Source organism: Pengzhenrongella sicca (genome assembly GCF_017569225.1).
In the GTDB taxonomy this organism is placed as follows: domain Bacteria; phylum Actinomycetota; class Actinomycetes; order Actinomycetales; family Cellulomonadaceae; genus Pengzhenrongella; species Pengzhenrongella sicca.
In genome coordinates this window covers 4,155,065-4,180,333 of record NZ_CP071868.1, presented here as the reverse complement: position 1 = coordinate 4,180,333, position 25,269 = coordinate 4,155,065, and the positions used below count along the sequence as shown (strand labels likewise).

Annotated in this window: 22 protein-coding genes and 1 riboswitch; of the genes, 18 read left to right on the top strand and 4 right to left on the bottom strand. The window is 74.0% G+C overall.

The features are described 5' to 3' along the window. Positions 1-100: 100 nt before the first annotated feature. Positions 101-2,377 carry a (Fe-S)-binding protein gene (locus J4E96_RS19145; RefSeq protein WP_227423617.1) on the bottom strand — a complete coding sequence of 759 codons (2,277 nt, stop codon included), beginning with the start codon at positions 2,375-2,377 and terminating at the stop codon, positions 101-103. Between the two features lie 134 nt (positions 2,378-2,511). Between J4E96_RS19145 and J4E96_RS19140 the strand changes: the two genes are divergently transcribed. From J4E96_RS19140 to mnhG, 6 genes are read left to right on the top strand one after another with little or no spacing between them, the layout of a single operon-like run. Next, entirely contained in the window at positions 2,512-5,553 is a 3,042-nt protein-coding gene (locus J4E96_RS19140) for a Na+/H+ antiporter subunit A (RefSeq protein WP_227423616.1), read from the top strand. Beyond that, entirely contained in the window at positions 5,550-6,053 is a 504-nt protein-coding gene (locus J4E96_RS19135) for a Na(+)/H(+) antiporter subunit C (RefSeq protein ID WP_227423615.1), read from the top strand. Before J4E96_RS19140 ends, J4E96_RS19135 begins: the two co-directional genes overlap by 4 nt. Continuing rightward, entirely contained in the window at positions 6,050-7,609 is a 1,560-nt protein-coding gene (locus J4E96_RS19130; RefSeq protein WP_227423614.1) for a Na+/H+ antiporter subunit D, read from the top strand. The genes J4E96_RS19135 and J4E96_RS19130 overlap by 4 nt, the downstream gene beginning before the upstream one ends. After that, the gene (locus tag J4E96_RS19125; protein ID WP_227423613.1) at positions 7,606-8,184 is read left to right on the top strand and encodes a Na+/H+ antiporter subunit E; all 579 of its coding nucleotides are present in this window, start codon (positions 7,606-7,608) and stop codon (positions 8,182-8,184) included. Before J4E96_RS19130 ends, J4E96_RS19125 begins: the two co-directional genes overlap by 4 nt. Further along, complete coding sequence (locus tag J4E96_RS19120) at positions 8,181-8,579, top strand: monovalent cation/H+ antiporter complex subunit F (RefSeq protein WP_227423612.1); 399 nt, start codon at positions 8,181-8,183, stop codon at positions 8,577-8,579. The genes J4E96_RS19125 and J4E96_RS19120 overlap by 4 nt, the downstream gene beginning before the upstream one ends. Beyond that, positions 8,576-8,971, top strand: a complete 396-nt coding sequence (gene mnhG / locus J4E96_RS19115; protein WP_227423611.1) for a monovalent cation/H(+) antiporter subunit G — start codon at positions 8,576-8,578, stop codon at positions 8,969-8,971. Before J4E96_RS19120 ends, mnhG begins: the two co-directional genes overlap by 4 nt. Before the next feature lie 112 nt (positions 8,972-9,083). Here the strand turns inward: mnhG and J4E96_RS19110 are convergent, their stop codons facing one another. Beyond that, complete coding sequence (locus tag J4E96_RS19110) at positions 9,084-9,335, bottom strand: DUF4235 domain-containing protein (RefSeq protein ID WP_227423610.1); 252 nt, start codon at positions 9,333-9,335, stop codon at positions 9,084-9,086. 53 nt (positions 9,336-9,388) lie between these two features. Next, positions 9,389-9,509, top strand: a riboswitch (TPP riboswitch). A gap of 86 nt (positions 9,510-9,595) precedes the next feature. Between J4E96_RS19110 and J4E96_RS19105 the strand changes: the two genes are divergently transcribed. The 4 genes from J4E96_RS19105 (at position 9,596) to J4E96_RS19090 (ending at position 14,477) form a co-directional block, all read left to right on the top strand. Then, positions 9,596-10,717: a thiamine ABC transporter substrate-binding protein gene (locus J4E96_RS19105; protein WP_227423609.1), complete on the top strand. Its 1,122-nt coding sequence runs from the start codon at positions 9,596-9,598 to the stop codon at positions 10,715-10,717. 8 nt (positions 10,718-10,725) lie between these two features. After that, the gene (locus J4E96_RS19100; protein WP_227423608.1) at positions 10,726-12,396 is read left to right on the top strand and encodes an ABC transporter permease; all 1,671 of its coding nucleotides are present in this window, start codon (positions 10,726-10,728) and stop codon (positions 12,394-12,396) included. Positions 12,397-12,581: 185 nt separating this feature from the next. Continuing rightward, entirely contained in the window at positions 12,582-13,670 is a 1,089-nt protein-coding gene (locus tag J4E96_RS19095) for an ABC transporter ATP-binding protein (protein ID WP_227423607.1), read from the top strand. A gap of 42 nt (positions 13,671-13,712) precedes the next feature. After that, on the top strand, positions 13,713-14,477 hold the full coding sequence (locus J4E96_RS19090) for an SRPBCC family protein (protein ID WP_227423606.1): 765 nt from the start codon (positions 13,713-13,715) through the stop codon (positions 14,475-14,477). 39 nt (positions 14,478-14,516) lie between these two features. Here J4E96_RS19090 and J4E96_RS19085 read toward each other — a convergent pair whose 3' ends face one another. Next, positions 14,517-15,632, bottom strand: coding sequence for a GNAT family N-acetyltransferase (locus J4E96_RS19085; protein ID WP_227423605.1), 1,116 nt, complete (start codon positions 15,630-15,632; stop codon positions 14,517-14,519). A 127-nt stretch (positions 15,633-15,759) separates the two neighbouring features. Between J4E96_RS19085 and J4E96_RS19080 the strand changes: the two genes are divergently transcribed. Continuing rightward, positions 15,760-16,197: a hypothetical protein gene (locus tag J4E96_RS19080; RefSeq protein ID WP_227423604.1), complete on the top strand. Its 438-nt coding sequence runs from the start codon at positions 15,760-15,762 to the stop codon at positions 16,195-16,197. A gap of 43 nt (positions 16,198-16,240) precedes the next feature. Here J4E96_RS19080 and J4E96_RS19075 read toward each other — a convergent pair whose 3' ends face one another. Further along, positions 16,241-17,113, bottom strand: a complete 873-nt coding sequence (locus J4E96_RS19075) for a DUF2599 domain-containing protein (RefSeq protein ID WP_227423603.1) — start codon at positions 17,111-17,113, stop codon at positions 16,241-16,243. A 104-nt stretch (positions 17,114-17,217) separates the two neighbouring features. Here J4E96_RS19075 and J4E96_RS19070 point away from each other — a divergent pair, with 104 nt between their 5' ends. The 7 genes from J4E96_RS19070 (at position 17,218) to J4E96_RS19040 (ending at position 25,268) form a co-directional block, all read left to right on the top strand. Beyond that, complete coding sequence (locus J4E96_RS19070; RefSeq protein ID WP_227423602.1) at positions 17,218-19,179, top strand: diguanylate cyclase; 1,962 nt, start codon at positions 17,218-17,220, stop codon at positions 19,177-19,179. A 259-nt stretch (positions 19,180-19,438) separates the two neighbouring features. Beyond that, positions 19,439-21,301, top strand: coding sequence for a molecular chaperone DnaK (gene dnaK / locus J4E96_RS19065; RefSeq protein WP_227423601.1), 1,863 nt, complete (start codon positions 19,439-19,441; stop codon positions 21,299-21,301). Continuing rightward, the gene (gene grpE / locus J4E96_RS19060) at positions 21,298-21,885 is read left to right on the top strand and encodes a nucleotide exchange factor GrpE (RefSeq protein WP_227423600.1); all 588 of its coding nucleotides are present in this window, start codon (positions 21,298-21,300) and stop codon (positions 21,883-21,885) included. Before dnaK ends, grpE begins: the two co-directional genes overlap by 4 nt. 55 nt (positions 21,886-21,940) lie before the next feature. Then, positions 21,941-22,939: a DnaJ C-terminal domain-containing protein gene (locus J4E96_RS19055; RefSeq protein WP_227423599.1), complete on the top strand. Its 999-nt coding sequence runs from the start codon at positions 21,941-21,943 to the stop codon at positions 22,937-22,939. Positions 22,940-22,947: 8 nt separating this feature from the next. Continuing rightward, positions 22,948-23,361 carry a heat shock protein transcriptional repressor HspR gene (locus J4E96_RS19050; protein ID WP_227423598.1) on the top strand — a complete coding sequence of 138 codons (414 nt, stop codon included), beginning with the start codon at positions 22,948-22,950 and terminating at the stop codon, positions 23,359-23,361. Between the two features lie 90 nt (positions 23,362-23,451). Next, positions 23,452-24,420, top strand: coding sequence for an ATP-binding cassette domain-containing protein (locus tag J4E96_RS19045; protein WP_227423597.1), 969 nt, complete (start codon positions 23,452-23,454; stop codon positions 24,418-24,420). Beyond that, positions 24,420-25,268: an ABC transporter permease gene (locus tag J4E96_RS19040; RefSeq protein ID WP_227423596.1), complete on the top strand. Its 849-nt coding sequence runs from the start codon at positions 24,420-24,422 to the stop codon at positions 25,266-25,268. The genes J4E96_RS19045 and J4E96_RS19040 overlap by 1 nt, the downstream gene beginning before the upstream one ends. Position 25,269: the final 1 nt, after the last annotated feature.

The window sequence follows — 25,269 nt, the reverse complement described above, 5'->3', positions numbered from 1 at the left end:
GTCCGGTTTCGCCCGAAACGATGCTCCCACGCGGCACCCACAGCGGCCCGCCGTCAACGGCCCGACTGTCGGGCGGGCGGGTCGTGAAGCGGGCGGGCCGTCAGGCGGGCGGCCGTACCCGCTCGAGCAGCAGCTGGGCGACGTCGACGACGCGGGCCGGCGCCGCGCCGTCGACGGCCGCCGGCTGGGCCGCGACGCCGTCGGCGAGCATCACGGAGCAGAACGGGCACGCCGTCGCGATCGTGCCGGCGCCGGTCGCGACGGCCTCGGCCGCCCGGGCGGAGTTGATCCGGGTGCCCGTCTTCTCCTCCATCCACATCCGCGCGCCGCCCGCGCCGCAGCAGAACGAGCGCTCGGCGTTGCGCGGCATCTCGGCCAGCTCGACGCCGGGCAGCGCGGCGAGCAGCTCGCGCGGCGGGGCGTAGATCTTGTTGTGCCGGCCGAGGTAGCACGGGTCGTGATAGGTCACGGTGTCGGCGATCGACGCCGACGCCGCCGCCTCGCCGGGCGCGGGCGCCGCGGCGGGCACGGGCGTCAGGCGGCCCTCGGCGACCAGCCGGTTGAGCAGCTCGGTGTGGTGCACGACGTCGTAGTGCCCGCCGAGCTGGGGGTACTCGCGCGCGATCGTGTTGAAGCAGTGCGCGCAGGTCACCACGATGGTCTGCGCGCCGACCTCGGTCAGGGTCTCGATGTTGCCCTGCGCGAGGGTCTGGAACAGCAGCTCGTTGCCGGCCCGGCGAGCCGGGTCGCCGGTGCAGGACTCGCCGTCGCCGAGCACCGCGAAGCTGACCCCCGCGAGGTCGAGCAGCTCGGCGACCGCGCGGGTCGTCTTCTTCGCCCGGTCCTCATACGCGCCCGCGCAGCCGACCCAGAACAGGTAGTCGAGGCCGCGGGCGTCCTCGACGTCGACGCCCACGACGGGCACGTCGAACGGCAGGCCCTTGGCCCAGTCGAGGCGGGCCCGCGGCGCCATGCCCCACGGATTCGCCTTGCGCTCGAGCTTGGTGAACATCTTGCCGAGCTCGGCCGGGAACGCCGACTCCATCAGGACCTCGTACCGGCGCATGTCGACGATCGCGTCGATGTGCTCGATGTCCACCGGGCACTGCTCGACGCACGCGCCGCACATCGTGCACGCCCAGAGCACCTCGGGGTCGATGACGTTGCCCACGAGGCGAAAGGTGTGGGGGTCGATCGCCGGACCGGCCTCGGCCGCGGCGTCCGCAGGCGCGCCCGACGCCGCGGCCGCCGGCGCGGGCATCAGCGCGGCGCCGGCTTGCAGGTACGGCGCGGTCGCGTACGCGTGGTCGCGCAGCGCGAGGGTGAGCAGCTTCGGCGAGAGCGGCTTCGCGGTGTTCCAAGCGGGGCACTGCTCCTGGCAGCGGCCGCACTCGGTGCAGGTGGAGAAGTCGAGCAGGCCCTTCCAGGTGAACTCCTCGATCGCGCCGACGCCGAGGCGCGCGTCCTCGGGCAGGTCGGCGAACGCCTCGAGGTCGAGGGCCGCGCCGTCGGGGCCGCGCATCGGCTGCAGCGGGCCGAGCGCAGGCCCGCCATCGGGCTCGCGCCGGGCGTAGAGGTTCACGACGGCGAGGAAGCGGTGCCAGGCGACGCCCATCGCGGGCTGCAGCCCGATCACCACGAACCATGACATCGACATGAGGATCTTCACCGCGGAGATGATGATCGCGGCGGCCTCGAGCGTCGTGCGGTCCACGCCCACCCAGGACGCGCCGAACCAGGCGGTGAGCGGGAAGTGCCAGCCCGTCGCCAGGTGCTCGGTCGCGGGCAGCTGCGCCGCGAGGGCGTACTCGAGGCCGCGCAGCACGATCGCGCAGAGCACGACGACGAGCACGGTCGCCTCGACGAAGTACGCCTGCCCCTGGTTGGACCCGAAGAACCGCGAGGCGCGGCCGGCACGGCGTACCTCGCCGTCGGCAGCGCCGTCGACCGTGGCCGCGCGGCGCGGGTGGTGGCGCTGCCGGATCACGATGAGCGCCACGATCCCGAGCAGCGACGCCCACGCGATCGCCTCGATCGCCCACTCGATCGGCGGGAAGTGGCCGATCACCGGGAGCGCGAACGTCGGCGTCGTGAGCTGGCCGTAGCCGGTGAGCAGGGTCAGGAACAGGATGGGGAACGACACCATCACGACCCAGTGCGCGACCTTGACGACCGGCTTGTTCTTGAACCGCTCGTGGCTGAGCATCTCGCGCACGACGCCGGTCGCGCGCCGGGCGACGGGCCGGACCCGGTCCGGCGCGGGCCGGCCGATGCGGACGGTGCGAAAGATCTGCCGGATCCCGCGCGCGAAGAACGCCAGCCCGACGACCGTGCCGACGACGACCGACCAGACCGCGACCGTGCGCAGGGTGTCCACCGGGTCAACGCTACGCGAGTGCCGGGGCGCCTCCCGGGACCCGGCCGGGCGGTGACGCCTTGTTATCCTGGGTGGCACCTCCCCCGCGCACGCACTCAGAGCGCTACCCCGCCCACCACCAGGACGGAGCACACGTGCTGGCGTTGCTCGCAGCCCATGTCGTGATGGCGTTGGCTGCGCCTGCGCTCGTGCGCTGGCTCGGCCGCCGCGCCTATCTCGTCCTCGCGCTCGCGCCGGCGTCGGCCGCGGCCTGGGCCCTCGCGCACACCAGCGCGGTGCTGCGCGGCGAGGGGCCCGTCGAGCTCACCGAGTGGGTCCCCGGGCTCCACCTCGAGCTCGCGTTCCGGCTCGACACGCTGTCCTGGCTCATGGTCGTGCTGGTCGGGGGAGTGGGCGCCCTCGTGCTGGTGTACTCCGCCGCGTACTTCTCGGCGACCGCCGGCGGGCTGGGCCGGTTCGGCGGCGTGCTCGTCGCGTTCGCGGGCGCGATGCTCGGCCTCGTCGTCGCGGACAACCTTCTGCTGCTGTACGTGTTCTGGGAGCTGACGACGGTGCTGTCGTACCTGCTCATCGGCCACTACGCGGACCGCAAGGCGAGCCGGCGTGCGGCGATGCAGGCGATCATCATCACCACCGCGGGCGGCCTGGCGATGCTCGTCGGGTTCATCCTCATCGGCGCCGCCGCCGGCACCTACCAGCTCTCGGCGGTGATCGCGGACCCGCCCGGCGGCACGGCCGTCTCCGTCGCCGTCGTGCTGGTCCTGCTCGGCGCCGCGACCAAGTCCGCGCTCATCCCGGTGCACTTCTGGCTGCCCGCCGCGATGGCCGCGCCGACTCCCGTGAGCGCCTACCTGCACGCCGCCGCGATGGTCAAGGCCGGCGTCTACCTCGTTGCGCGTTTCGCCCCCGCGTACTCCGGCCTCACGGGCTGGCAGGTCATGATCGTCACGCTCGGCTGCGGCACGCTGCTGCTCGGCGGGTACCGCGCGCTGCGCCAGCACGACCTCAAGCTCATCCTCGCGTTCGGGACCGTGAGCCAGCTCGGGCTGATGGTGCTGCTCGTCGGGCTCGGCACGCGTGCCGCGGCGCTCGCCGGGCTCGCGATGATCGGCGCGCACGCGATGTTCAAGGCCTCGCTGTTCCTGGTGGTCGGCGTGATCGACGCGGCGACCGGGACCCGCGACCTGCGCCGGCTCTCCGGGGTCGGCCGCGCGCTGCCCGTCACCGCGGTCGCGGCGGCGCTGGCGACGGCGTCGATGATCGGCCTGCCGCCGTTCGCCGGGTACGTCGCGAAGGAGGCCGCGCTCGAGGCGATCCAGGACGACGCGGGCTGGACCGGCGTCGTCGTCCTGGTCTCGGTCGTGGTCGGATCGGCGCTCACGGTCGCCTACGGGCTGCGCCTGCTCTGGGGCGCGTTCGCGACGAAGGGGTCGGTCACCCATCCCGCGCCCGCGCCCGGCACGCCCGCCGCGACCGGCGCGGCCGAGCCGCCCGCGATCACCCGACCCCCCGCGCTGCTGGTCGGGCCGGCGCTGCTGCTCGCCGTCCTCGGGCTGGCGGTCGCGCTCCTGCCGCAGCTCGGGGAGAGCCTGCTCGCGCCGTACGCGGACACGTACCCGCGGGGCGAGCCGTCCCACCTCGTCCTGTGGGCCGGCCTGACCCCGACGCTCGCGCTGACGCTCCTGATCCTCGCCACCGGCGCCGGCGCGTTCGCGCTGCGCCGGCCGATCGAGCGGTTCCAGGCGGCGGCCCAGCGGGCCCCCGAGGCCGACGCCGTCTACCGGCGCGCGATGCGCCGGCTCGACGACTTCTCCGCCGACGTCACCGGGCTCACCCAGCGCGGCTCGCTGCCTGTCTACCTCGGCGGCATCCTTGTCGTCTTCGTCGCACTGGCCGGCACCGCGCTCGTGCGCGGGACGACGCTGCCGACGCAGGTGCGGGCCTGGGACTCCGTGGGGCAGCTGATCGCGGGCGCGCTCGTGGTCGTCTCGGCGATCCTCGCCGCGCGCTCGCGCCGCCGGCTCAAGGCCGTCGTGCTGCTCGGGATCAGCGGGTACGGCGTCGCGATGCTGTTCCTTCTGCACGGAGCGCCGGACCTCGCGCTCACCCAGGTGCTCGTCGAGACGATCACGCTGGTGGTGTTCGTGCTCGTGCTGCGCCGCCTGCCCGCCTACTTCTCCGACCGGCCGCTCGCCGCGAGCCGGTGGGTGCGGCTCGCGCTCGGCGTCGCCGTCGGCGTGACGGTCGCGGGCCTGGTGCTCGTGGCGCCCGGGGCGCGCATCCACCTCCCGCAGTCGATCGACTTCCCGGCCGAGGCGCTCGCGTTCGGCGGCGGGGAGAACGTCGTCAACGTGATCCTGGTGGACATCCGTGCCTGGGACACGATGGGCGAGATCGCGGTCCTGCTCGTCGCGGCGACGGGCGTCGCGTCGCTGATCTTCCTGCAGCGCCGCAGCGGCGAGCTGCACCGCGTCGTCGACGTCGACGACGCCGAGACGCCACACCCGGCCGTGTGGGGTGGCGAGAGCGACCCGATGACGGCGCTGCGCCGCATCGGCACGAGCACGCAGGTGCACGAGGCGCGGTCCGACCCCGGCTTCCGGCCAGCCGCCGCCTCCGCCGCCAGCGGCTCGCGCGCGTGGCTGCGGGCCGAGCGCACGCTCTCGCCGCAGCGCCGGTCCGTGATCTTCGAGGTCGTCACGCGGCTGCTGTTCCACACGATGATCGTGTTCGCGATGTACCTGCTCTTCGCCGGCCACAACGCGCCCGGCGGGGGGTTCGCCGCGGGCCTCGTCGTGGGCATCGCGCTGATCGTGCGCTACCTCGCCGGGGGCCGGTACGAGCTCGGCGAGGCCGCCCCCGTGCATCCCGGCCTGCTGCTCGGCTCCGGCCTGTTCCTCTCTGCCGGCGTCGGGCTCGCCGCGCTCGTCGTGGGCGGCGAGGTGCTGCAGAGCGTGATCGTCGACCTCCACATCCCCGTGATCGGGACGATCCACCTCGTCACGTCCCTGTTCTTCGACCTCGGGGTGTTCCTCGTGGTGCTCGGGCTGGTGCTCGACGTGCTGCGCAGCCTCGGCGCGGAGATCGACCGGCAGGGCGAGGCGGTCGGGGCCGACGACCCCGCCGGGGACCTTGCCGACGACCCCGCCGACCACCCCCAGGAGGCCGCCCGATGAGCCACGACATGACGCCCAACCTCGTGCTGGTGGTCGTGATCGGCGTGCTCGTCGCGGTCGGCGTGTACCTGCTGCTCGAGCGGAGCCTGAGCCGCGTGCTCATCGGGATCATCCTCATCGGCAACGGCGTCAACCTCAGCTTTCTCGTCGCGGGCGGCGCGGCCGGCGGCGCGCCGATCGTCGGCACGACCCCGATCGACGAGATGAGCGACCCGCTCCCGCAGGCGATGGTGCTCACGGCGATCGTCATCACGCTCGGCATGACGGCGTTCCTGCTGGCGCTGGCGTACCGGTCCTGGCAGCTGCACCGCCACGACGAGGTGCAGGACGACGTGGAGGACCACCGGATCGCGCGGCTCGCGGCGCTGGACGAGCCGAGCTTCGCCGACGTCGACACGCTCGACACCACGACCGACCTCGAGCGGGAGGCGGCCGAGGCGCGCGACGAGACGCAGGCGATCCCGGTCGGGCCCGCAGGCCGCCGGGCGGGACCCGCATGAGCGACCTGTCCTGGCTCGTCCCGCTGCCCGTCGTGCTCCCGCTCACGGGCGCGGGGCTCGCGCTCGCGCTGTGGCGGCACGCGCGCGCGCAGCGGGTCATCACCCTCGTCGCCCTCTCGCTCTCGCTCGTCGCCTCCTGCCTGCTGCTCGTGCAGGCGGACGCCGGGCCGCTGACGGTCGACGTCGGCGGCTGGTCCGCGCCCGTCGGGATCAGCCTCGTCGCCGACCGGCTGAGCGCGCTCATGCTTGCGATCTCCTCCGCCGTGACCCTGTGCGTGCTGGTCTACTCGCTCGCGCAGGGCGTCGCCGACGGCGACATCGAGACGCCCGTCGCGATCTACCACCCGTCCTACCTCGTGCTCGCGGCCGGCATCGCGATCGCGTTCCTCGCCGGCGACCTGTTCAACCTCTACGTCGGGTTCGAGGTGCTGCTCGCGGCGAGCTACGTGCTGATCACGCTCACGGGCACGGCCGAGCGCATCCGGTCGGGCACGATCTACATCGTCGTCGCGTTGCTGTCGTCGGTGATCTTCCTGTTCGCGATCGGCCTGGCCTACTCGGCGACGGGCACCGTCAACATGGCCCAGCTCGCGCTCCGGCTGCCCGAGATCAACCCCGGCGTCGCACTCGCGCTGCAGCTGCTGCTCCTGCTCGCGTTCGGGATCAAGGCGGCGATCTTCCCGCTGTCAGCGTGGCTGCCCGACTCCTACCCGACGGCGCCCGCGCCCGTCACGGCCGTGTTCGCGGGCCTGCTGACCAAGGTCGGGGTGTACGCGATCATCCGCACCCAGACGCTGCTGTTCCCGGGCGGCCGGGCGGACGACCTGCTGATGTGGGCGGCGCTCGCGACGATGGTCGTCGGCGTGCTGGGCGCGGTCGCGCAGAACGACATCAAGCGGCTGCTGTCGTTCACCCTCGTGAGCCACATTGGGTTCATGATCTTCGGGATCGCCCTGTCGAGCGAGGCCGGCATGGCGGCCGCGATCTTCTACGTCGTGCACCACATCACCGTGCAGACGACGCTCTTCCTGGTCGCGGGCCTGCTCGAGCGGCGCGGCGGGACGACGTCACTGGACCAGCTCGGCGGGCTCGCGAAGATCGCGCCGTTCCTCGCCGTGCTGTTCTTCGTCCCGGCGATGAACCTCGCCGGGATCCCGCCGTTCTCGGGCTTCCTCGGCAAGGTCGGGCTGCTCCAGGCCGGCGCCGCCGTCGGGACCCCGCTCGCCTACACGCTCATCGCGGGCGGGGTCGTCACGTCGCTGCTCACCCTGTACGCGCTCATCAAGGCGTGGAACAAGGCGTTCTGGCAGTCGGCGCCCGCGCCGGTGCCCGCGCGCCATCTCCCGCGCGGCATGGTCGGCTCCGCCGCGGCGCTCGCCGTGCTCGGCGTGAGCCTCACCGTCGTCGCCGGTCCCCTGTACTCCTACACCGAGCGCGCCGCGCACGACCTGCACGGCCGCACGGTGTACATCGAGGCGGTGCTGCCCGCGGGCGGGCGCGGGTCGGGCATCTCCGACGACGTCGCGACGACCGACGCCGGGGAGGTGACGCCGTGAGCCTGCACCCGCGCCGCCGGCACGGGCGGATCCAGTGGCTGACCGTCGCCTGGCTCACGCTCGCGTGGGTCCTGCTGTGGGGCGACCTGTCCGTCGGCAACGTGCTCGCGGGGGCCCTGCTGGGGCTCGTCGTGACCGTCGTCTTCCCGCTCCCGGCGATCGCCTCCGGCATGACGTTGCACCCGCTCGGCTTCGTCCGGCTGGTCGCGCACTTCGCCCGCGACCTCGTCGTCGCGAGCGTGCAGGTGTCGGTCCAGGCGTTCCGGCGCCGCCCGCCGGTCAGCGCCGTGATCGGGGTGCGGCTGCGCAGCTCGTCCGACCTGTACCTGACCCTCACCGCCGAGCTCTGCTCGCTCGTGCCCGGGTCGATCGTGGTCGAGGCGCACCGCCTGACCAGCACGCTCTACCTCCACGTGCTCGACGTCGACACCGCCGGCGGGGTCGAGGCCGCGCGCCGCTCGGTGCTCGACCAGGAGGAGCGGGTGCTGCGGGCGCTCGCGTCCCCCGCGCAGCTCGCCGCCGCCGGGCTGTCGGCCAGGCCGGCGCGGGCCGCGGCGCCGGGGGTGATCGCGTGACGGTCGTCCTGATCCTGTGCGCGATCCTGCTCTCGCTCGCGGCCGCCGGCGCGCTGTTCCGGGCCGAGCGGGGCCCGAGCATGCTCGACCGGACCGTGGCGCTCGACGTGTTCGCGACGACGACGGTCGCGTTCATCGCGCTCGAGGCCGCCTACTCCCGCCGCATCGACACGATCCCGGTGCTCGTCGTGCTCTCCCTCGTCGGCTTCGTCGGGTCCGTGACGATCGCGCGGTTCGCGTCGCGTGAGCCCGTCGGCGAGGGCAAGGTCCGCAGCCGCGACGAGCTCGCGCGCGAGCAGGCGGCGCGCGACGAGTCCGAGCGTGCGGCCGCCGAGCGTGCGGCCGGCGAGCCCGAGCAGCTTCGACCCGACGAGCCGGGCGGGGTGACCTCATGAGCTGGACGACGGTGGCCGACGTCCTGGCCGCGGCGTGCCTGCTCGGCGGCGCGCTGCTGTCGTTCGCGGCGGGGGTCGGCCTCGTACGCTTCCCCGAGCTGCTGGCCCGGATGCACTCCGCGACCAAGCCGCAGGTGCTCGGGCTGATCCTCGTGCTGATCGGCCTCGCGCTGCGGATCCGGAGCGGCCCGGCCGTCTGGATGCTCATGCTCGTGGCGGTCTTCCAGCTGCTCACCTCGCCCGTTGCGTCGCACATGGTCGGCCGGGCCGGGTACCGGACGGGCAAGGTCCGCAGCGAGCTGCTGGTCGTCGACGACCTCACGGACGACCAGGACGCGGCGGCGCGCGTGGCCCAGGCGGAGGACGACTCAGGGTCCACGCCGCCGAGGTAGTCCATCCGCGGTGAGGTAGTCCATGGAGGGGGACGAACTCACCGCGGATGGACGAACTGACCGCAGATGGACTACCTCACCGCATATAAGCGATCTCGCCGCCGTGCTTGGGCTAGCGGAGCTTGCGGGCCGTGCCGCGCGTCGCCAGAACCCGCACCAGCGACACGATCGCGCCGGTGACCATCGCCGCCGCGGCGACCTCGGCGAGGCCGGCGTCGCCGTCGTCGTCGGGCTTGGGCGGGGTGTGCCCGCTCGCCGCCTGCCAGGCGGTCGCGACGATCTTCTGGGCGACCCAGGCGGCAGCGACGGCCGCCAACGCGCCGACGATCTTCGAGATGGTTGTCTGGGTGGACTGCTCGGCCATGGGTCCTCCTGGTGTGGGTACGCGAACACGCTAGTGCCCGGTGTAGATTTTGGCCCGAACGACAGGGGAGCGCCGTCCGGGTGACCGGGCACCAGGCGCTGAGAGTGCGGTGATCCGCAGACCCTCGAACCTGATCCGGTTTGCACCGGCGTAGGGAGTCGGGAATCTCGATCCTCGGACCTGTCGACGGCGCCCCCGCGGGAGCGACGTCGGCGGATCCGCAGGTGGCCCCTCCTGCATCCATGAGGAGGAGAACGACCATGGCGAGCACCTCGCCGCACGACCCGACCCGGGCGACCTTCGACCGACGCCGACGGCGCACCGTCGGCGCCGTCGCCACGCTCGCCGGCGCCGGCCTCGCGCTCGCGGGCTGCTCGGTCACCGGCTCGGGGGCCAGCACCGGGTCCGCCGACGCCGACTCGTCCGGCGGCACCGTCGTGCTCGTCACGCACGACTCCTTCGCGGTCGACCCCGACCTGCTCGCCGACTTCGAGGACTTTTCCGGGCTGACCGTGACGCAGGTCGCGCCCGGCGACGGCGGCGCCCTCGTCAACCAGCTCATCCTCACCAAGGACTCGCCGCTGGGCGACGTCGTGTTCGGGATCGACAACTCGTTCGCCTCGCGCGCGATCGACGCGGGCGTGCTGACGCCGTACACCTCGCCCGACCTGCCCGCCGCCGCGGCCGAGTACGCGGCCGACGACGCCGGCTCGCTCACCCCGATCGACGTCGGCGACGTGTGCGTGAACGTCGACCACGCGTGGTTCGCCGAGCGGGGCCTGGCCGAGCCGGTCACGCTCGAGGACCTGGCCGAGCCCGAGTACCGGGACCTGCTCGTGGTCGAGAACCCGGCGACGAGCTCGCCCGGGCTGTCCTTCCTGCTCGCGACCGTCGGCGCGTTCGGCGCCGACGGGTGGCAGGCCTACTGGTCCGCCCTGACCGCGAACGGCGTCAAGGTCGCGGATGGCTGGGAGGATGCCTACTCGGTCGACTTCTCCGGCTCCTCCGGCGCCGGCCCGCGCCCGCTCGTCGTCTCGTACGCGTCGTCGCCGCCGTTCGAGGTGCCCGACGGCGCGACGGCGGCCCCGACGGGCGCGCTCCTGGACACGTGCTTCCGCCAGGTCGAGTACGCCGGCGTGATCGCGGGCGCGGCCAACCCGGACGGCGCCCAGCAGCTCATCGACTTCCTGCTCGGCGCGGAATTCCAGGCGGGGATCCCCGACCAGATGTACATGTACCCGGTCGACCCGGCCGCGCCGCTGCCCGAGGCCTGGGCGACGTACGCGCCGCTCGCCGACGCCCCCTTCACCGTCCCGGCCGACGAGATCTCCGCACACCGTGACGACTGGATCCGCGCCTGGACCGACACGGTCCTCGGCTAGCCGGCCCGATGCACGGCACGCGCGCGCGGCTGCGCACCGGCGCCCTCGGGCCCGCGGTGGCCTGGGGGCTGGCAGCCGCGATCCCGATCGTATTCCTCGGGGTCTTCTTCGGCTGGCCCGTGGTGACGCTGATCGCGCGCGGCTTCACGACCGACGGCGCGCTCGACCTTGGCGGCTTCGCCGAGGTCTTCGCGCGGCCCCGGACGTGGCGCATCATCGGGCTGACCCTCGCACAGGCCTCGACCGCGACGGCGATCTGCCTCCTGATCGGCCTGCCGGGCGCGTTCGTGCTCTACCGCTGCACGTTCCCCGGCCGGCGCGCGGTGCGGGCGTTCGTGACGATCCCGTTCGTGCTGCCGACCGTCGTGGTCGGGGTCGCCTTCCGCGCCCTGCTGATCGAGGGCGGCCCGCTCGGCGCGCTGCACCTCGACGGGACGTTCGCGGCGATCGTGGCCGCGCTGGTGTTCTTCAACTACACCGTGGTCGTGCGCACGGTCGGCGGGCTGTGGGAGCGGCTCGACCCCCGCGCCGAGCAGGCGGCCCGCGCGCTCGGCGCGCCCCCGTGGCGCGCGTTCGTCTCGGTCACGCTGCCCGCGCTCGGGCCCGCGATCGCCTCGGCGGCGTCGCTCGCGTTCCTGTTCAGCGCGACGGCGTTCGGGGTCGTGCTGATCCTCGGCGGCGGGCGCTTCGGCACGATCGAGACCGAGATCTGGATCCAGACGACGCAGTTCCTCGACCTGCGCGCCGCGTCCGTGCTGTCCGTCGTGCAGGTCGTCATCGTCGCGGGAGCGCTCGGCGTCGCCGCCCGGGCCCGCGCCCGGCGCGAGCGCGCGCTGCACCTTGCGGCGCCCGCCGGGGCGAGCCGGCCGCTGCGCCGGGGTGATGCGGCCGCGGTGGCGGTGACCGGCGTCGTCGTCGCGGCCCTGGCCCTGCCCCTGGCGACCCTGCTGATCGGGTCGCTGCGCACCGCTGACGGCTGGGGGTTCGCCAACTACGCGAACCTGGGCACGACCGGCGGCGCGAACGCGCTCTCGGTGACCGTGTGGGAGGCGGCGGAGAACTCGCTGCGCGCCGCGGTCGACGCCACCGTGCTCGCCGTCGTGCTGGGCGGGCTCGTGGCGCTCGTGGTGTCCCGCCGCCCGCGCGCGCGGGCCGGGCGGCACGCGATCGCGCTGCTCGACGGCGCGTTCATGCTGCCGCTCGGCGTCTCGGCCGTGACGGTCGGGTTCGGCTTCCTCATCACGCTCGACCGGCCGCTGGGCATCCCGGTCGACCTGCGCACCAGCGGGCTGCTCGTGCCGATCGCGCAGGCCGTCGTCGCGATCCCGCTCGTGGTGCGCACGGTGCTCCCGGTGCTCCGCGCGATCGACCCGCGCCTGCGCGAGGCCGCCACCGCGCTCGGCGCGAGCCCCGGCCGGATCCTCGCGACTGTCGACGGCCCGATCGTCGCCCGCGCGCTCGGGCTGGCGGTCGGGTTCGCGTTCGCGGTGTCGCTCGGCGAGTTCGGCGCGACGTCGTTCCTCGCCCGGCCGGACGCGCCGACGCTGCCGGTCGTCATCTTCCGCCTGATCGGCCGCCCCGGCCCCGAGAACCACGGCATGGCCCTCGCGGCCTCGGTCCTCCTCGCCCTCCTCACGGCCACGGTCATGTCCCTAGCAGAACGGACCTCCCGCCGATGACCCCCGCCGCCCGCCCCCCCGCCGCCCGTTTCCCCCACGAGCGGTTCCCCCACGAGCAGTTTTCAGGGGATTCCGCGCGCCAGCCGCACAGAAGGCTCACAAAACCGGGCGTGGGTGGACACCCGGGCGTGGGTGGAGGCGAGGGTGGGCTTGGGGTGGAGGGGGTTCGGGTCGAGTATCGGGGGGTGGCCGCCGTCGACGGGGTCTCCTTGACCGTCGGGGTGGGGGAGGTCGTGGCGGTGCTCGGCGCGTCCGGGTGCGGCAAGTCGAGCCTGCTGCGCGCCGTCGTCGGCCTCGAACCGCTCGCCGCCGGCACCGTGCGCTGGGACGGCGCGGACCTGGCGGGGGTGCCCGTGCACCGGCGCGGGTTCGGGCTGATGTTCCAGGACGGCCAGCTCTTCCCCCACCGGGACGTCGCGGGCAACGTCGCGTTCGGGCTGCAGATGGCGCACGTCCGGCGCGCCGAGCGGGCGCGGCGCGTCGCCGAGCTGCTCGAGCTGGTGGGTCTGGCCGGGTTCGGCGGCCGGGCGATCGCGTCGCTGTCCGGCGGCGAGCAGCAGCGCGTGACCCTCGCGCGCGCGCTGGCCCCGGCCCCGCAGCTCCTGCTGCTCGACGAGCCGCTGTCGGCCCTCGACCGGTCCCTGCGCGAGCGGCTCGCGGCCGATGTGCGGGCGGCGCTCGTCGCGACGGGCACGACCGCCCTGTTCGTCACGCACGACCACGACGAGGCGTTCGCCGTCGCCGACCGCGTCGCAGTACTCGCCGCGGGCCGGCTGCTCCAGGTCGCCGCGCCGGCCGAGCTGTGGCGGGCGCCGGCCTCGCGTGAGGTAGCGGAGTTCCTCGGCTACGAGGCGTTCGTCCGGCTCGCGGGCGCCCCGCCCGTGCTCGCGTCGGCCCTGCGCCGCGCCCTGGGCGCGGCGGGTGCGCACGCGCCGCGCTCGACCGTCGTCGCGGCCGCGCCGGGGGCGTTCGTCGTGGCCGACGGCGCGGCGTCGGGTCGGGTGGCCGCGGTCGCGTTCCGGCGCGGGCGCACCGAGCTGGCGGTCGACGTCGACGGCGCGGGCCGGGTCACCGCCGTCGCGCCCGGACCCGGCTCCTGGCGAGCGGGCGACGTCGTCGCCCTGGCAGTGGACCCGCACCGGCTCGCGCTGGTCCCTGCCGGGCCTGCTGGGCCTGCTGGGCCTGCCGGGCCTGCTGGGCCTGCCGAGCCTGCTGGGCCTGCCGAGCACGACGCGCAGGGGCCTGAACTTCGCGCACGGGTGGCAGGCGGATAGCCTCGTCTCAGAGCCTGGAGACGAACGAGAGAAGGGTCTGCCATGAACGTGCAGAGCGAGAACGCCACCGAGCCCGCCGGTGCGGGCGCCGCGCGGCGCGAGGTCGTCGCGATCGAGGTCTCGGCGCCGCCCGGCGAGGTCTGGGGGGCCCTGCGCGACCTGTCCCAGCTGCACCAGTGGTTCGGCTGGGACTACGACGGGCTCGACGCGGAGATCGAGCTGATCTTCGCGACCGAGGCGGTCGAGGGCGCCGACGGCGAGGTGCGCACCGTGGCCTGGCCCGACGGCGACGCGATCGCCGTCGCGCCGAGCGAGGGCGGCACCCGGCTCACGATCTCGCGCACGGCCCCCGGCTCGTCGCCGGAGTCCGGGCCCGACGAGATCGACGAGGGGTGGATCCAGTTCGCGCACCAGCTGCGGTTCATGCTCGAGCGCAGCCCCGAGGGGCCGCGCCGCACGGTGTCGGCGATCGACCTCGACGGCGGGCCGGTCGGGGCCGGCCCCGTGTACCGGCTCGGGGTCGCGGCGTCCGACGGCGTGCCCGTCGGCGGGCGCTGGGAGGTCACCCGGACGATCGGGACCGCGCGCGACCAGGTGGGCGGGCGGATCTGGTACCGCACGAAGTTCCAGGCGGGCTACACGGTCGAGGACCCGGCGGGCGAGGCCCTGCTCGTGGTGCAGCGCGTGCCGGTCACGCAGCGTCCCCCGCACGGTCGGGTGAGCCTGGTGATGTCGACCTTCGGCCTCGACGACGAGACCTTCGCGGCGGTGCAGCGGCGCTGGACCACGTGGTGGTCAGGCGCCTGAGGTCGCGGCGGTCCGGGCTCTGAGGCCTCGGGCCGGGGTTCAGGCGAGGCGCTTCTGCCACATCGCGTAGACGCCTGCCCCGGCGAAGCCGAGGGCGACGTTGATCGCGAGCATGTACGAGTTCTCCTCCGCGTTCCACGTGTGCACCCGCCGGGCCTGCGGGCGCGTGGCGGCGAGGCGGTCGAGGTTGGTCGCCTTGACGAGCATCCCGAGCCGGCGGCCGCGGTGCTCGCGCGCCACGAGCGTGTCCTCCTGGAACACGATCCCGGGGCTGTCGAGCGGGTACTCGAGGCTCGTGAAGGCGGCGAGGGTGCGTGTGGGCACGTGCTCGGCGGCCGTGACCAGCTGGCCGCGCCCGCTGCGCCCGATCGAGCGCTCGACGGCGCGCACCCGCGCCGCGTCCCACGGGTCCTCCTCGAGCTCGAGGCCGGCGCTCGGGGCGTCCGTGCCCATCCGCGTCTGCAGCCGCGCGAGCTCGTCGACCCACTGCGGCGGGCAGCGGTCTGCCCAGGTGAGAGTGCGGTAGTCGGGGCCGGCCGCCGCGGCGGCGGCGGTGAGCAGCGACGCGAGCCGCTCGGGCGGCACAGGCAGGCCCAGCACGCTGTAGCGCTCGGCCTGCTCGAGGGCGTACCCCGACCGCTCCGCGAGCGCGACCCCCGGGTCGGCGCGCCGGATCCGGCCGCAGCCCGTCGGGGCCACGAGCACCCCGGGCTCGTCGGCCGCCGGCTCGCCCCGCTGCTCGCTCGAGAGGATCACGACGCGGCGGCCGGCTGCCACGGCCCGGACCTCCGCGGCGGCCAGCAGCGCGTCGTCGACCCCGGTCCCGGCACGGTCCGGGCGGACCAGCACGTCGAACTCCGCGAGGTGCGTGTTGCCGGCCTGCGGCAGGCGCAGCAGCGCGGCGCCGAGCACCTGCCGCGGGTGGTCCGGGTCGACCGCCACGACCTGGAGGTGGCGGACGTAGCCGTCCTCGCGCAGCGAGACCAGCGACTCCCGGGCGGTGTAGACGAGGTCCTCGTGGCCCCACCGGGCTCGCCCGGCCAGCCGCTCGAGCGAGGCGACGGCGAGGACGGCCCACGCGTCGTCGTCGGCCAGGGTGCGCGGGACGGGGGCGTCGACGATCGTGTGCCGCGCGGCGCGAACGGGCGTGCTCATGGGCCCAGCGTGCCGGGTGCCCGCGGGTTGCGCACCTGTATTTCCACCCCCCTCCCGCCACCTTCCCGGCCCGCGCAATCCGACAATTCACCCACGGTCCGCCGCCCGGGCGACCTACTCTGGGCGGGTGGCCGACGACCCGACAGTCATTGCGCACGCGATGCTCACCCAGGCGCTCTCGATGGAGCCGATCGCGCGGCCCGCCCTCGCGGGCGCGAACCTCGGCCTCGCGGCCATCTGGCTGCGCGACCGCGCCGCGGCGGTGCTGACCGGCGCGGTCCGCCCGCAGGAGCTCCTGGACGACGCGGTCGAGCGGCTCGTGGCCGAGCAGCTCGCTGGCGCGCCCGGCACGCTCTCGGCCGTGCGCTGGCAGTACGCCGCGGCCGTCAGCATCGCGGCCGCGGAGCTCGCCGGGACCGGCAAGCAGGTCGACCCCGCGATGGTGAAGTACCTCACGTCCGACCCGGACGGCATGCTCGCGGCGTTGGCCGAGCTCACCGCGCACCTGTACCGGGTCCACGACGGGTTCGGTGCGGCCGCCGTCGTGCGCGCGCTGCAGCCCTGACGCTCGACGTCAGGGTCGCCGCTGGGTCAGGGGTTGCCGCTGGTCAGGGGTTGCAGCGGGCGGCCAGCATCGTGAGCGAGTCGACCTCCGGGCGCCACGGCTCGAGGTTCCAGCTGGCCTTGTCGGGCGCGCCGAGCGCGTGGCAGTCCAGCTGGTCGCGCATCGACGCCGAGTCGGCCTCAGGCTCGGCCGCCACGACCGCGGCCCACAACGCCTCCTGCGCCGCCATGCTGCCGGCCCGGACCCAACCGGCGGGGACGACGGCGAGCGATCGGCCGCCCTCCCTCTCCCCCCAGTCGGCGCTGACCAGGGCGGACGCCCCGAACGTCACCGTCGCGGTGCCCGCGGGCCCGGCGTCGACGACGACGTCGAGGAGGGTGGCGTCGTCGGCGCGCGGGGTCAGGCGCGCGGTCAGCCGCCCGCCCGTGTCGTCCGCCGCGACGACCGAGGGCAGGGCGCCGACCGCCGCGCCGTCGCCGTCGAGCACGGCGATCGACCGGTCGGCCTGCGCCTCGAACCGCAGGCCCGCCCCGGCGGCGAGGACCGCGGCCAGCCGGTCCACCCCCTCGGCCTCCGCCGCGACGACCACCGTCACCGCGAGGGACCCGTCGTCCCGGGCCACGGACGAGATCGGCTCGTCGGCTGCCGCCGCCGTCAGCGTCAGCGGGCCGTTCGTCAGCGCCGTCCCGGCGGAGCGCGCGGCCTGCGCGAGCTCGGCCGCCGCCCGGTCCGGCGCCGGCGAGGCTGGTGGTGACGTCGCTGCCGACGTGGACGACGGCGACGGCGGCGCCGGTGCGAGGAGGGTCGAGGCGGGTAGCGGCCCGCCGCCCGCCGTGCACCCCGCGAGCGCCAGCGCGAGCGCGAGCTGGCACAGCGAGCCCACGACGAGCGCGCGCCGGCGCCGAGATACGGTCATGGCGCACGGTAACCCGCGCCCGCCCGAGCGCGGCGACACCACTGCGCGTCGAACTGACCGTGCCGTTGTCGTCACAATCCGCCCGCAACGGCCGATTGGGCGACGTGGACGATCCCCGACCGGCGACACGACGCAGGAGTCTTGTCGGTGAGCTGCGCAGCAGCCACCGCGCCCTGGTCCTGACGATCAGCGCGCTGATGCTGGTCAACGTCGCCGCGTCGGCGTACCTGCTGCTGGTCGGTCAGCCGCGGATCAAGCACTTCACCGAGCTCACGAGCATGGCCCGCATGTCGCACGCCGCGATGCTCGACGAGGAGACCGGCCTGCGGGGGTGGCTCGCGACGGGCGAGTCGCGCTTCCTCTCGCCCTACGCCGCGGGCCAGCGCCAGGTCGAGACCGACGCGGCGGGGCTGCTCGCCGGGGCCGCGGGCGACCCCGAGATGACGCACCTCGTGGTGGCCACGATGGTCGCGCGCGAGCGGTGGCAGGCCTGGGCCACGAGGGCCGAGGCGATGCGGGTCACCGAGGCGCAGCGGGCGAGCGGGGTCCTCACCCTCTTCCTGATCGAGGGCAAGGGGTACTTCGACACCTACCGGTTGGCCGAGGAGAGTGCGACCGAGTTCATCGCGTCGCGCCGCGACGAGGCGATGGACCGGCAGCGGCTCGCGCTGCTCGCGATCCCGATCGCCCTCGTCCTCCTGGCGGCAGGCGCCGGCGCGCACGCCTGGCTCCGGCAGCGCCGGCTCGCCCACACCGTCCTGGCGCCGCTGACCGGCCTGCTCAGGACGATCGAGGCGCTCGGCGCGGGCAATCTGGCGGTCCGGGCACCGGCGTCGGGAGTCACCGAGCTCGACGCGATGGGGTCGGCGCTCGCGACGCTGGCGGGCGACCTGGCCGGCGCGCAGGAGCACGCCCAGGCGCGCGAGGAGCGCCTGGGCCTCCTCGCGAGCCGGCTCGAGATCGTGGTGCTCGTGGCCCGCGAGGTCTCGGGGAGCCTGAGCATCCGCTACGTCTCGGAGGCGGTCGCCGACGCGGCCGCCGGCCTGCTCGGGGCGCCGGTGACGCTGTGGGTGCGCACGACTGAGGGGCGGTTCACGGCCGCGCGCCGCAGCCAGGACCCACACGGGCGCGTGCCCGCCTCCGACCTCGAAGCGCCGGACGTCGTCGTCAGGAGTGCCGCCGCGGCCATTTCCCTGCAGGACACGGGCACAGCCACGGGCACGGCCAATGCCACGGCCAATGCCACGGCCAATGCCACGAGTGCGTACCCGCTGGTGCTCGCGGGGATGGTCGTCGGCGTGCTGCACGTCGACGGGCCCGCGACCGATCCGGACACCGAGGAGGTGCTCGCGGCCCTGCTGTCGACCGCCGCCGCCGCGCTCGAGTCGGCCCGCCTGAACAGCGCCGCGCACGAGCGCGCCGACATCGACGCGATCACGCAGCTGCCGAACCGGCGCCGCATGGACGCCGACCTGCGCGCGGAGTGGGACCGGTGCCTGCGTTACGACCGCCCGCTGACCTTCGTCATGATCGACCTCGACCACTTCAAGGACCTGAACGACACGTTCGGCCACCAGGCGGGGGACGCGGCGCTGCACGAGGTCGCGGTCGCGCTCACGACCAGCCTGCGGGCCACCGACACGGCGTACCGCTACGGCGGCGAAGAGTTCGCCGTCCTGCTCCGCGAGACCGGGGCCGAGGGCGGGGCGATCGTCGCCGAGGCGCTGCGGGCGGCGATCGCACACGTGAGGGTCGCGGGCTTCGAGCTCACTGTCACCGCGTCGCTCGGGGTCGCGGACCTCGACCCGCGCATGCGCGAGTCGAGCGCCCTCATCGCCGCCGCCGACGCGGCTCTCTACACGGCCAAGCGAACAGGCCGGGACCGCGTCATCGTGCAGCCCGCGCCGGAACGGCCGCTGCCCGCGTACCCGAGCGCCGGAGCGCTGCGCGTCGCCGACCGCGGCGTCACGGAGCTGGACGTGGTCGAGCTGAAGGCTGCTCAGCTGGGCGTCGAGCAAGCGGTCGTCGAACTGGGAGTTGTGGTCGACCAGACCACCCGCCGCTAGCCACGTCTCCCAGCTCGGCGAACGTCGGCGGTTGAGTGGCGCTGGTTCGGCGCTGGGCGGGCAGGGGCTTCGGCGCGCCCACCCGCGCGCGCCGGAAAGCGCGGCCCACCGCGTGAGTTGAGCCTGACAGACTCAAGTCTGGCGGCATCGATTTGCGCGCACGGGATTGCGGCGGCAGACTTGAGCCCAGCAGGCTCAACCGGGCACGCGGCTCGCCGCGGACGCCCGCTGGGCTCCTACACGCACCGGAGGAATCACCATGGCACGAGCGGTCGGAATCGACCTCGGCACCACGAACTCTGTGGTCTCAGTTCTTGAGGGCGGCGAGCCCACCGTGATCGCGAACGCCGAGGGTGCGCGCACGACGCCCTCCGTCGTCGCGTTCTCGAAGACCGGCGAGGTCCTCGTCGGAGAGGTCGCCAAGCGGCAGGCCGTCACGAACGTCGACCGCACGATCAGCTCGGTCAAGCGCCACATGGGCTCCGACTGGTCCGTCGGGATCGACGACAAGCAGTACTCCGCGCAGGAGATCTCCGCGCGCATCCTCGGCAAGCTCAAGCGCGACGCCGAGGAGTACCTGGGCGAGCCCGTCACCGACGCCGTCGTGACCGTGCCCGCGTACTACAACGACGCGCAGCGCCAGGCCACGAAGGACGCCGGCCAGATCGCCGGCCTCAACGTGCTCCGGATCGTCAACGAGCCCACCGCGGCCGCGCTCGCCTACGGCCTGGACAAGGGCAAGGAGGACGAGCTCATCCTCGTCTTCGACCTCGGCGGCGGCACGTTCGACGTCTCCCTGCTCGAGGTGGGCAAGGACGAGGACGACTTCTCCACCATCCAGGTCCGCTCGACCTCGGGCGACAACCGCCTCGGCGGCGACGACTGGGACAACCGCATCGTCGAGTACCTGATCAAGCAGGTCAAGAACTCCACCGGCGTCGACCTGTCCAAGGACAAGATCGCGCTGCAGCGCCTGCGCGAGGCCTCGGAGCAGGCCAAGAAGGAGCTCTCGTCCGCGACGAGCACCAACATCTCGATGCAGTACCTGTCCATGAGCGAGAACGGCCCGATCCACCTGGACGAGAAGCTCACGCGCGCCCAGTTCCAGCAGATGACGGCCGACCTCCTCGAGCGCACCAAGGCGCCGTTCAACTCGGTCATCCGCGACGCCGGCGTGAAGGTCGGCGACATCGACCACATCGTCATGGTCGGCGGCTCGACCCGCATGCCCGCCGTTGCCGACGTGGTGCGCGAGCTCACCGGTGGCAAGGAGCCCAACAAGGGCGTCAACCCGGACGAGGTCGTCGCCGTCGGCGCCGCGCTCCAGGCCGGCGTCATCAAGGGCGAGCGCAAGGACGTCCTGCTCATCGACGTCACCCCCCTGAGCCTCGGCATCGAGACCAAGGGCGGGGTCATGACCAAGCTCATCGAGCGCAACACGGCCATCCCCACCAAGCGGAGCGAGATCTTCTCGACGGCGGACGACAACCAGCCGTCGGTGCTCATCCAGGTGTTCCAGGGCGAGCGCGAGTTCGCCCGGGACAACAAGCCGCTCGGCACGTTCGAGCTGACCGGCATCGCGCCGGCCCCGCGCGGCGTCCCGCAGATCGAGGTCACGTTCGACATCGACGCCAACGGCATCGTGCACGTGTCCGCCAAGGACCGTGGCACGAACAAGGAGCAGTCGATGACGATCACCGGCGGCTCGGCGCTGCCGAAGGACGAGATCGACCGCATGGTCAAGGAGGCCGAGGCGCACGCCGCCGAGGACAAGGTGCGGCGCGAGGAGGCCGAGGCCCGCAACTCCGCCGAGCAGCTCGTCTACTCGACCGAGAAGCTGCTCACCGAGAACGCCGAGAAGCTGCCCGAGGACGTCACGACCGAGGTCCGCACTGCGGTTGCCGAGCTGCGCACGGCGCTCGAGGGCACCGACCTCGCGGCCGTCACGGCCAAGCAGGCCGAGCTCGTCACGGTCAGCCAGAAGATCGGCGAGGCGCTCTACGCGGCGAGCTCGGCGACCGAGGCCGACGGCGCCGCCCCGGCCGACGACGCGACGTCGCCGGCGGACGAGGACGACATCGTCGACGCCGAGATCGTGGACGACGAGGACGACAAGAAGTGACCGAGCACCCCGGGACCAACGACGGCGGGGACGGCCAGCCCGACCCCGCCGCCGACCCGGCGGCGCAGCCGGCCGGCTCGCAGCCGGCCGGCGGCGCGGAGCCGGACCCCCTGGCCGGGCTCGACTTCGAGCCCGGCGGGTCCGACGCCGAGCTGCTGGGCGCCAACGCGCTCGCGGAGGAGCTCCTCGCCGACCTGCAGCGCGTCCAGGCCGAGTACGTCAACTACCGCAAGCGCGTCGAGCGCGACCGGACCGTGGCGCGCGACCAGGCCGTGACGGGCGTCGTCGAGGCGCTCATCCCGGTGCTCGACGACATCGAGGCCGCTCGCCGGCACAACGAGCTCGACGGCACGCCGTTCGCGACGATCGCCGAGAAGCTCGAGACGACGCTCGGCCGGTTCGGCTGGGAGGCGTACGGCGAGGTCGGCGAGGTGTTCGACCCGGCCGTGCACGAGGCGCTCATGCACCAGCACTCGGACGACGTCGCCGAGCCGACCGTGTCCATCGTCATGCAGGTGGGCCACCGCGTCGGTGGCCGGGTCGTGCGGGCCGCCCGCGTCGCGGTCGCCGACCCGGACGCGTGACGGGCCCGGCGGCGCGGCGCGTGCGGACGACGGCGATGACAGCGAGGGGGGCTCGATGACGGGCCAGGACTGGATGGAGAAGGACTTCTACGCCGTTCTGGGGGTCCCCAAGGGCGCTGACGAGACGGAGATCAAGAAGGCGTTCCGCAAGCTCGCTCGCAAGCTGCACCCGGACCACAACCCCGGCGACGCGTCGGCCGAGGCGAAGTTCAAGGAGGTCGGCGAGGCGTACGCGGTCCTGTCCGACCGGGAGCAGCGCCAGCAGTACGACCAGCTGCGCGCGATGACCGGCGGGGCCCGGTTCTCCGCCGGCAGCGGCCGCGGCGGCAACGGCGGGTTCGAGGACATGTTCGGCGGGATGTTCGGCGGAGGCGGTGCGCCGGCGGGCGGCCCGCGCGTGCGGTACTCCCAGCCCGGGGGCGCCGCGGGCTTCGACGACATCCTCGGCGGCCTGTTTGGCGGCGGCGGTGGCAGTGGGGGCGCGCCCGCGGGCTTCCGGCAGCCGCGCGCCGGCGTCGACCTCGCGGCGACGACGACGCTCCCGTTCCGCCAGGCGGTCCAGGGTTCGACCGTCACGCTCGGGGTGGAGAGCCGGAACGTGACGGCCCGCATCCCGGCGGGCGTGCACGACGGCCAGAAGATCAGGCTGCGCGGCAAGGGTCGCCCGGGCGAGCAGGGCGGCCCGGCCGGCGACCTCGTGGTCACCGTGCGGGTCACGCCGCACCCGGTGTTCACGCTCGAGGGGATCAACCTGCGGATGAACCTGCCGGTCACCTTCGACGAGGCAGCGCTCGGGGCGACCGTGACGGTGCCGACGTTCGACGGCGAGACCGTCCGGCTGCGCGTGCCCGAGGGGACGCCGTCGGGCCGGGTCTTGCGCGTGCGCGGCAAGGGCGTCACCACGAGCAAGGGTGTCGGCGACCTCCTGGTCACCGTCCAGGTCGTGGTCCCGCAGAAGCTGACCGGTGCGGCCCGCGAGGCCGTCGAGGCGTTCGCGGCCGCGACGGCGGGCGCGGACCCGCGCGCGGACCTCACGGCCCAGGCGCTCGAGTAGGCGCGGTGATGACGGCGGAGGACGCGCAGGTGTTCGTGATCTCGGTCGCGGCCGAGCTCGCCGGCATGCACCCGCAGACCCTGCGCCAGTACGACCGGCTCGGCCTCGTCTCGCCGAGCCGGGCGCGCGGCCGCGGCCGCCGCTACTCGCTGCGCGACATCGCGACGCTGCGCGAGGTGCAGCGGATGTCCCAGGAGGACGGCATCAACCTGGCAGGCATCAAGCGGATCCTCGCGCTCGAGGCGGAGGTGGTGCGGCTGCGCGCGCAGGTCGAGATCCTGCGCGTGTTCGCCGAGCCGGGCCACCGCGTGTTCACCGCAGGCCCCGAGGGAGATGTCGTCGCGGTGCCGCGCGGCCAGCGGGGTCGCCGCCCGCCGCCGGCCCCCGGCGCGCTCGTGCTCTGGCGGCCCGGGCCGCGCTGAGTCGCCGGCTGGGCCAGCCGACGCCTGGGCGACGGGTGCGTGTCAGCCGCGTGTCGGCGTCCCGTCAGGCGGGCCGCGCATGCTTACGCCATGACAACGAATGATCTGGTGATCGAGGCCGAGGGCCTCGTCAAACACTTCGGCACGACCAAGGCGCTGCAGGGCGTGGACCTGGCCGTCTCCCGCGGCACCATCCTCGGCGTCCTCGGACCGAACGGGGCCGGCAAGACGACCGCCGTCCGCATCCTCGCGACGCTGCTGGTCGCCGACGCCGGGCACGCGCGCGTCGCGGGGCACGACGTCGTCACCGGCGCCCAGCAGGTGCGCCAGTCCATCGGCCTGACCGGCCAGTACGCGTCCGTCGACGAGGACCTCACGGGCCGGCAGAACATCGAGATGATCGGGCGCCTGCTCGACCTGCGGGCCCCGGCCGCCCGCCAGCGCGCGACCGAGCTGCTCGAGTGGTTCGACCTGTCCGACGCCGCGGGCCGCCCCGCGAAGACGTACTCCGGCGGGATGCGCCGCCGGCTCGACCTCGCCGCGAGCCTGGTCGGCCGCCCCGAGGTGATCTTCCTGGACGAGCCGACGACGGGCCTGGACCCGTCCAAGCGCGAGGACATGTGGGACGTCATCCGCGCGCTCGTCGCGGACGGGTCGACCGTGCTGCTGACCACCCAGTACCTCGACGAGGCGGACGCGCTCGCGGACGAGATCACCGTGATCGACCACGGCCGCGTCATCGCGCACGACACCCCCGAGGGCCTCAAGCGCGTCGTCGGCGGCCAGACCCTCGAGGTCCGCCCGGCCGACCTCGCCCGGCTCGCCGAGACCGCGACGATCCTCGGCGCGGTGTCCACCGCGGGCGCCGCCGAGCAGTCCCGCAAGGGCGTGCTCTCGGTCCCGGTGGCCGACGACGGCGCCCTGTCCGCGACGGTCGCGCGCCTCGCGGCCGCGGGCATCGGCGTCACCGAGCTGTCCCTGCATCTGCCGAGCCTCGACGAGGTGTTCTTCACCCTCACCGGGCGAACGTCGTCCGATACCCAGGAGGAGGTGGCCTGATGCCCGCGAACACTGCCGCAGCCGCCCGTATGACCAACCGCCCCACCGTCGGCGCCTCGGGCGGCGCCGCGACCGGCGCGCCGCCCCGGCCCTTCCCGCTCCTGCGCCACTCGCTGACCCTCGCCAAGCGGAGCCTGATCAAGACGGCGCGCACGCCCGAGGCGCTCATCGATGTCACGCTCCAGCCGGTGATCTTCCTCGTGATCTTCGTCTACATCTTCGGGGGCGCGATCGCCGGCTCGACGACCGAGTACCTGCAGTTCCTGCTCCCGGGGATCCTGGCGCAGACCATCGCGACCGGCGCCATCGCGATCGGCGTGAACCTCAACACCGACCTCGAGAAGGGGATCTTCGACCGGTTCCGGTCGCTGCCCATCGCCCGGTCGGCGCCGCTGATCGGCGCCGTGCTCGGCGACGTGGTCCGGTACGTCATCGTCACGATCACGACGCTCGCCACCGGCTACGTCATGGGGTTCCGCATCCACGGTGGGATCCTGGCCGCGGTCGCCGGGTGCCTGCTCGCGGTGCTGTTCGCCCTGTCGCTCTCGTGGGTGTCGGTCTTCGTGGGGATGAAGGTCCGCACCTCAGGCGCCGTCCAGGGCATCATGTTCCTCATCATCATGCCGCTCTCGTTCGCCTCGAGCGCGCTCGTGCCGACCTCGACGCTCCCGGGCTGGATGCAGGGGTTCGTCAACGTCAACCCCCTCACGCACCTCGTCAACGCGATGCGCGGGCTGTTCGACGGCACGCCGGTCGGCAGCAGCGTCTGGTGGACGCTCGCCTGGTGCGTCGGCCTGGTCGTCGTGTTCCTGCCGCTGGCCATGCGGGCGTACCGCCGCAAGGTCTAGC

Bases quoted from the DNA above. Each gene is read 5' to 3' on its own strand.
- J4E96_RS19135 (WP_227423615.1), top strand. From the start codon at position 5,550: ATGAGCCACGACATGACGCCCAACCTCGTGCTGGTGGTCGTGATCGGC.
- J4E96_RS19130 (WP_227423614.1), top strand. From the start codon at position 6,050: ATGAGCGACCTGTCCTGGCTCGTCCCGCTGCCCGTCGTGCTCCCGCTC.
- mnhG (WP_227423611.1), top strand. From the start codon at position 8,576: ATGAGCTGGACGACGGTGGCCGACGTCCTGGCCGCGGCGTGCCTGCTC.
- J4E96_RS19110 (WP_227423610.1), bottom strand. From the start codon at position 9,335: ATGGCCGAGCAGTCCACCCAGACAACCATCTCGAAGATCGTCGGCGCG.
- J4E96_RS19105 (WP_227423609.1), top strand. From the start codon at position 9,596: ATGGCGAGCACCTCGCCGCACGACCCGACCCGGGCGACCTTCGACCGA.
- J4E96_RS19100 (WP_227423608.1), top strand. From the start codon at position 10,726: ATGCACGGCACGCGCGCGCGGCTGCGCACCGGCGCCCTCGGGCCCGCG.
- J4E96_RS19090 (WP_227423606.1), top strand. From the start codon at position 13,713: ATGAACGTGCAGAGCGAGAACGCCACCGAGCCCGCCGGTGCGGGCGCC.
- J4E96_RS19085 (WP_227423605.1), bottom strand. From the start codon at position 15,632: ATGAGCACGCCCGTTCGCGCCGCGCGGCACACGATCGTCGACGCCCCC.
- J4E96_RS19075 (WP_227423603.1), bottom strand. From the start codon at position 17,113: ATGACCGTATCTCGGCGCCGGCGCGCGCTCGTCGTGGGCTCGCTGTGC.
- dnaK (WP_227423601.1), top strand. From the start codon at position 19,439: ATGGCACGAGCGGTCGGAATCGACCTCGGCACCACGAACTCTGTGGTC.
- J4E96_RS19055 (WP_227423599.1), top strand. From the start codon at position 21,941: ATGACGGGCCAGGACTGGATGGAGAAGGACTTCTACGCCGTTCTGGGG.
- J4E96_RS19050 (WP_227423598.1), top strand. From the start codon at position 22,948: ATGACGGCGGAGGACGCGCAGGTGTTCGTGATCTCGGTCGCGGCCGAG.
- J4E96_RS19045 (WP_227423597.1), top strand. From the start codon at position 23,452: ATGACAACGAATGATCTGGTGATCGAGGCCGAGGGCCTCGTCAAACAC.
- J4E96_RS19040 (WP_227423596.1), top strand. From the start codon at position 24,420: ATGCCCGCGAACACTGCCGCAGCCGCCCGTATGACCAACCGCCCCACC.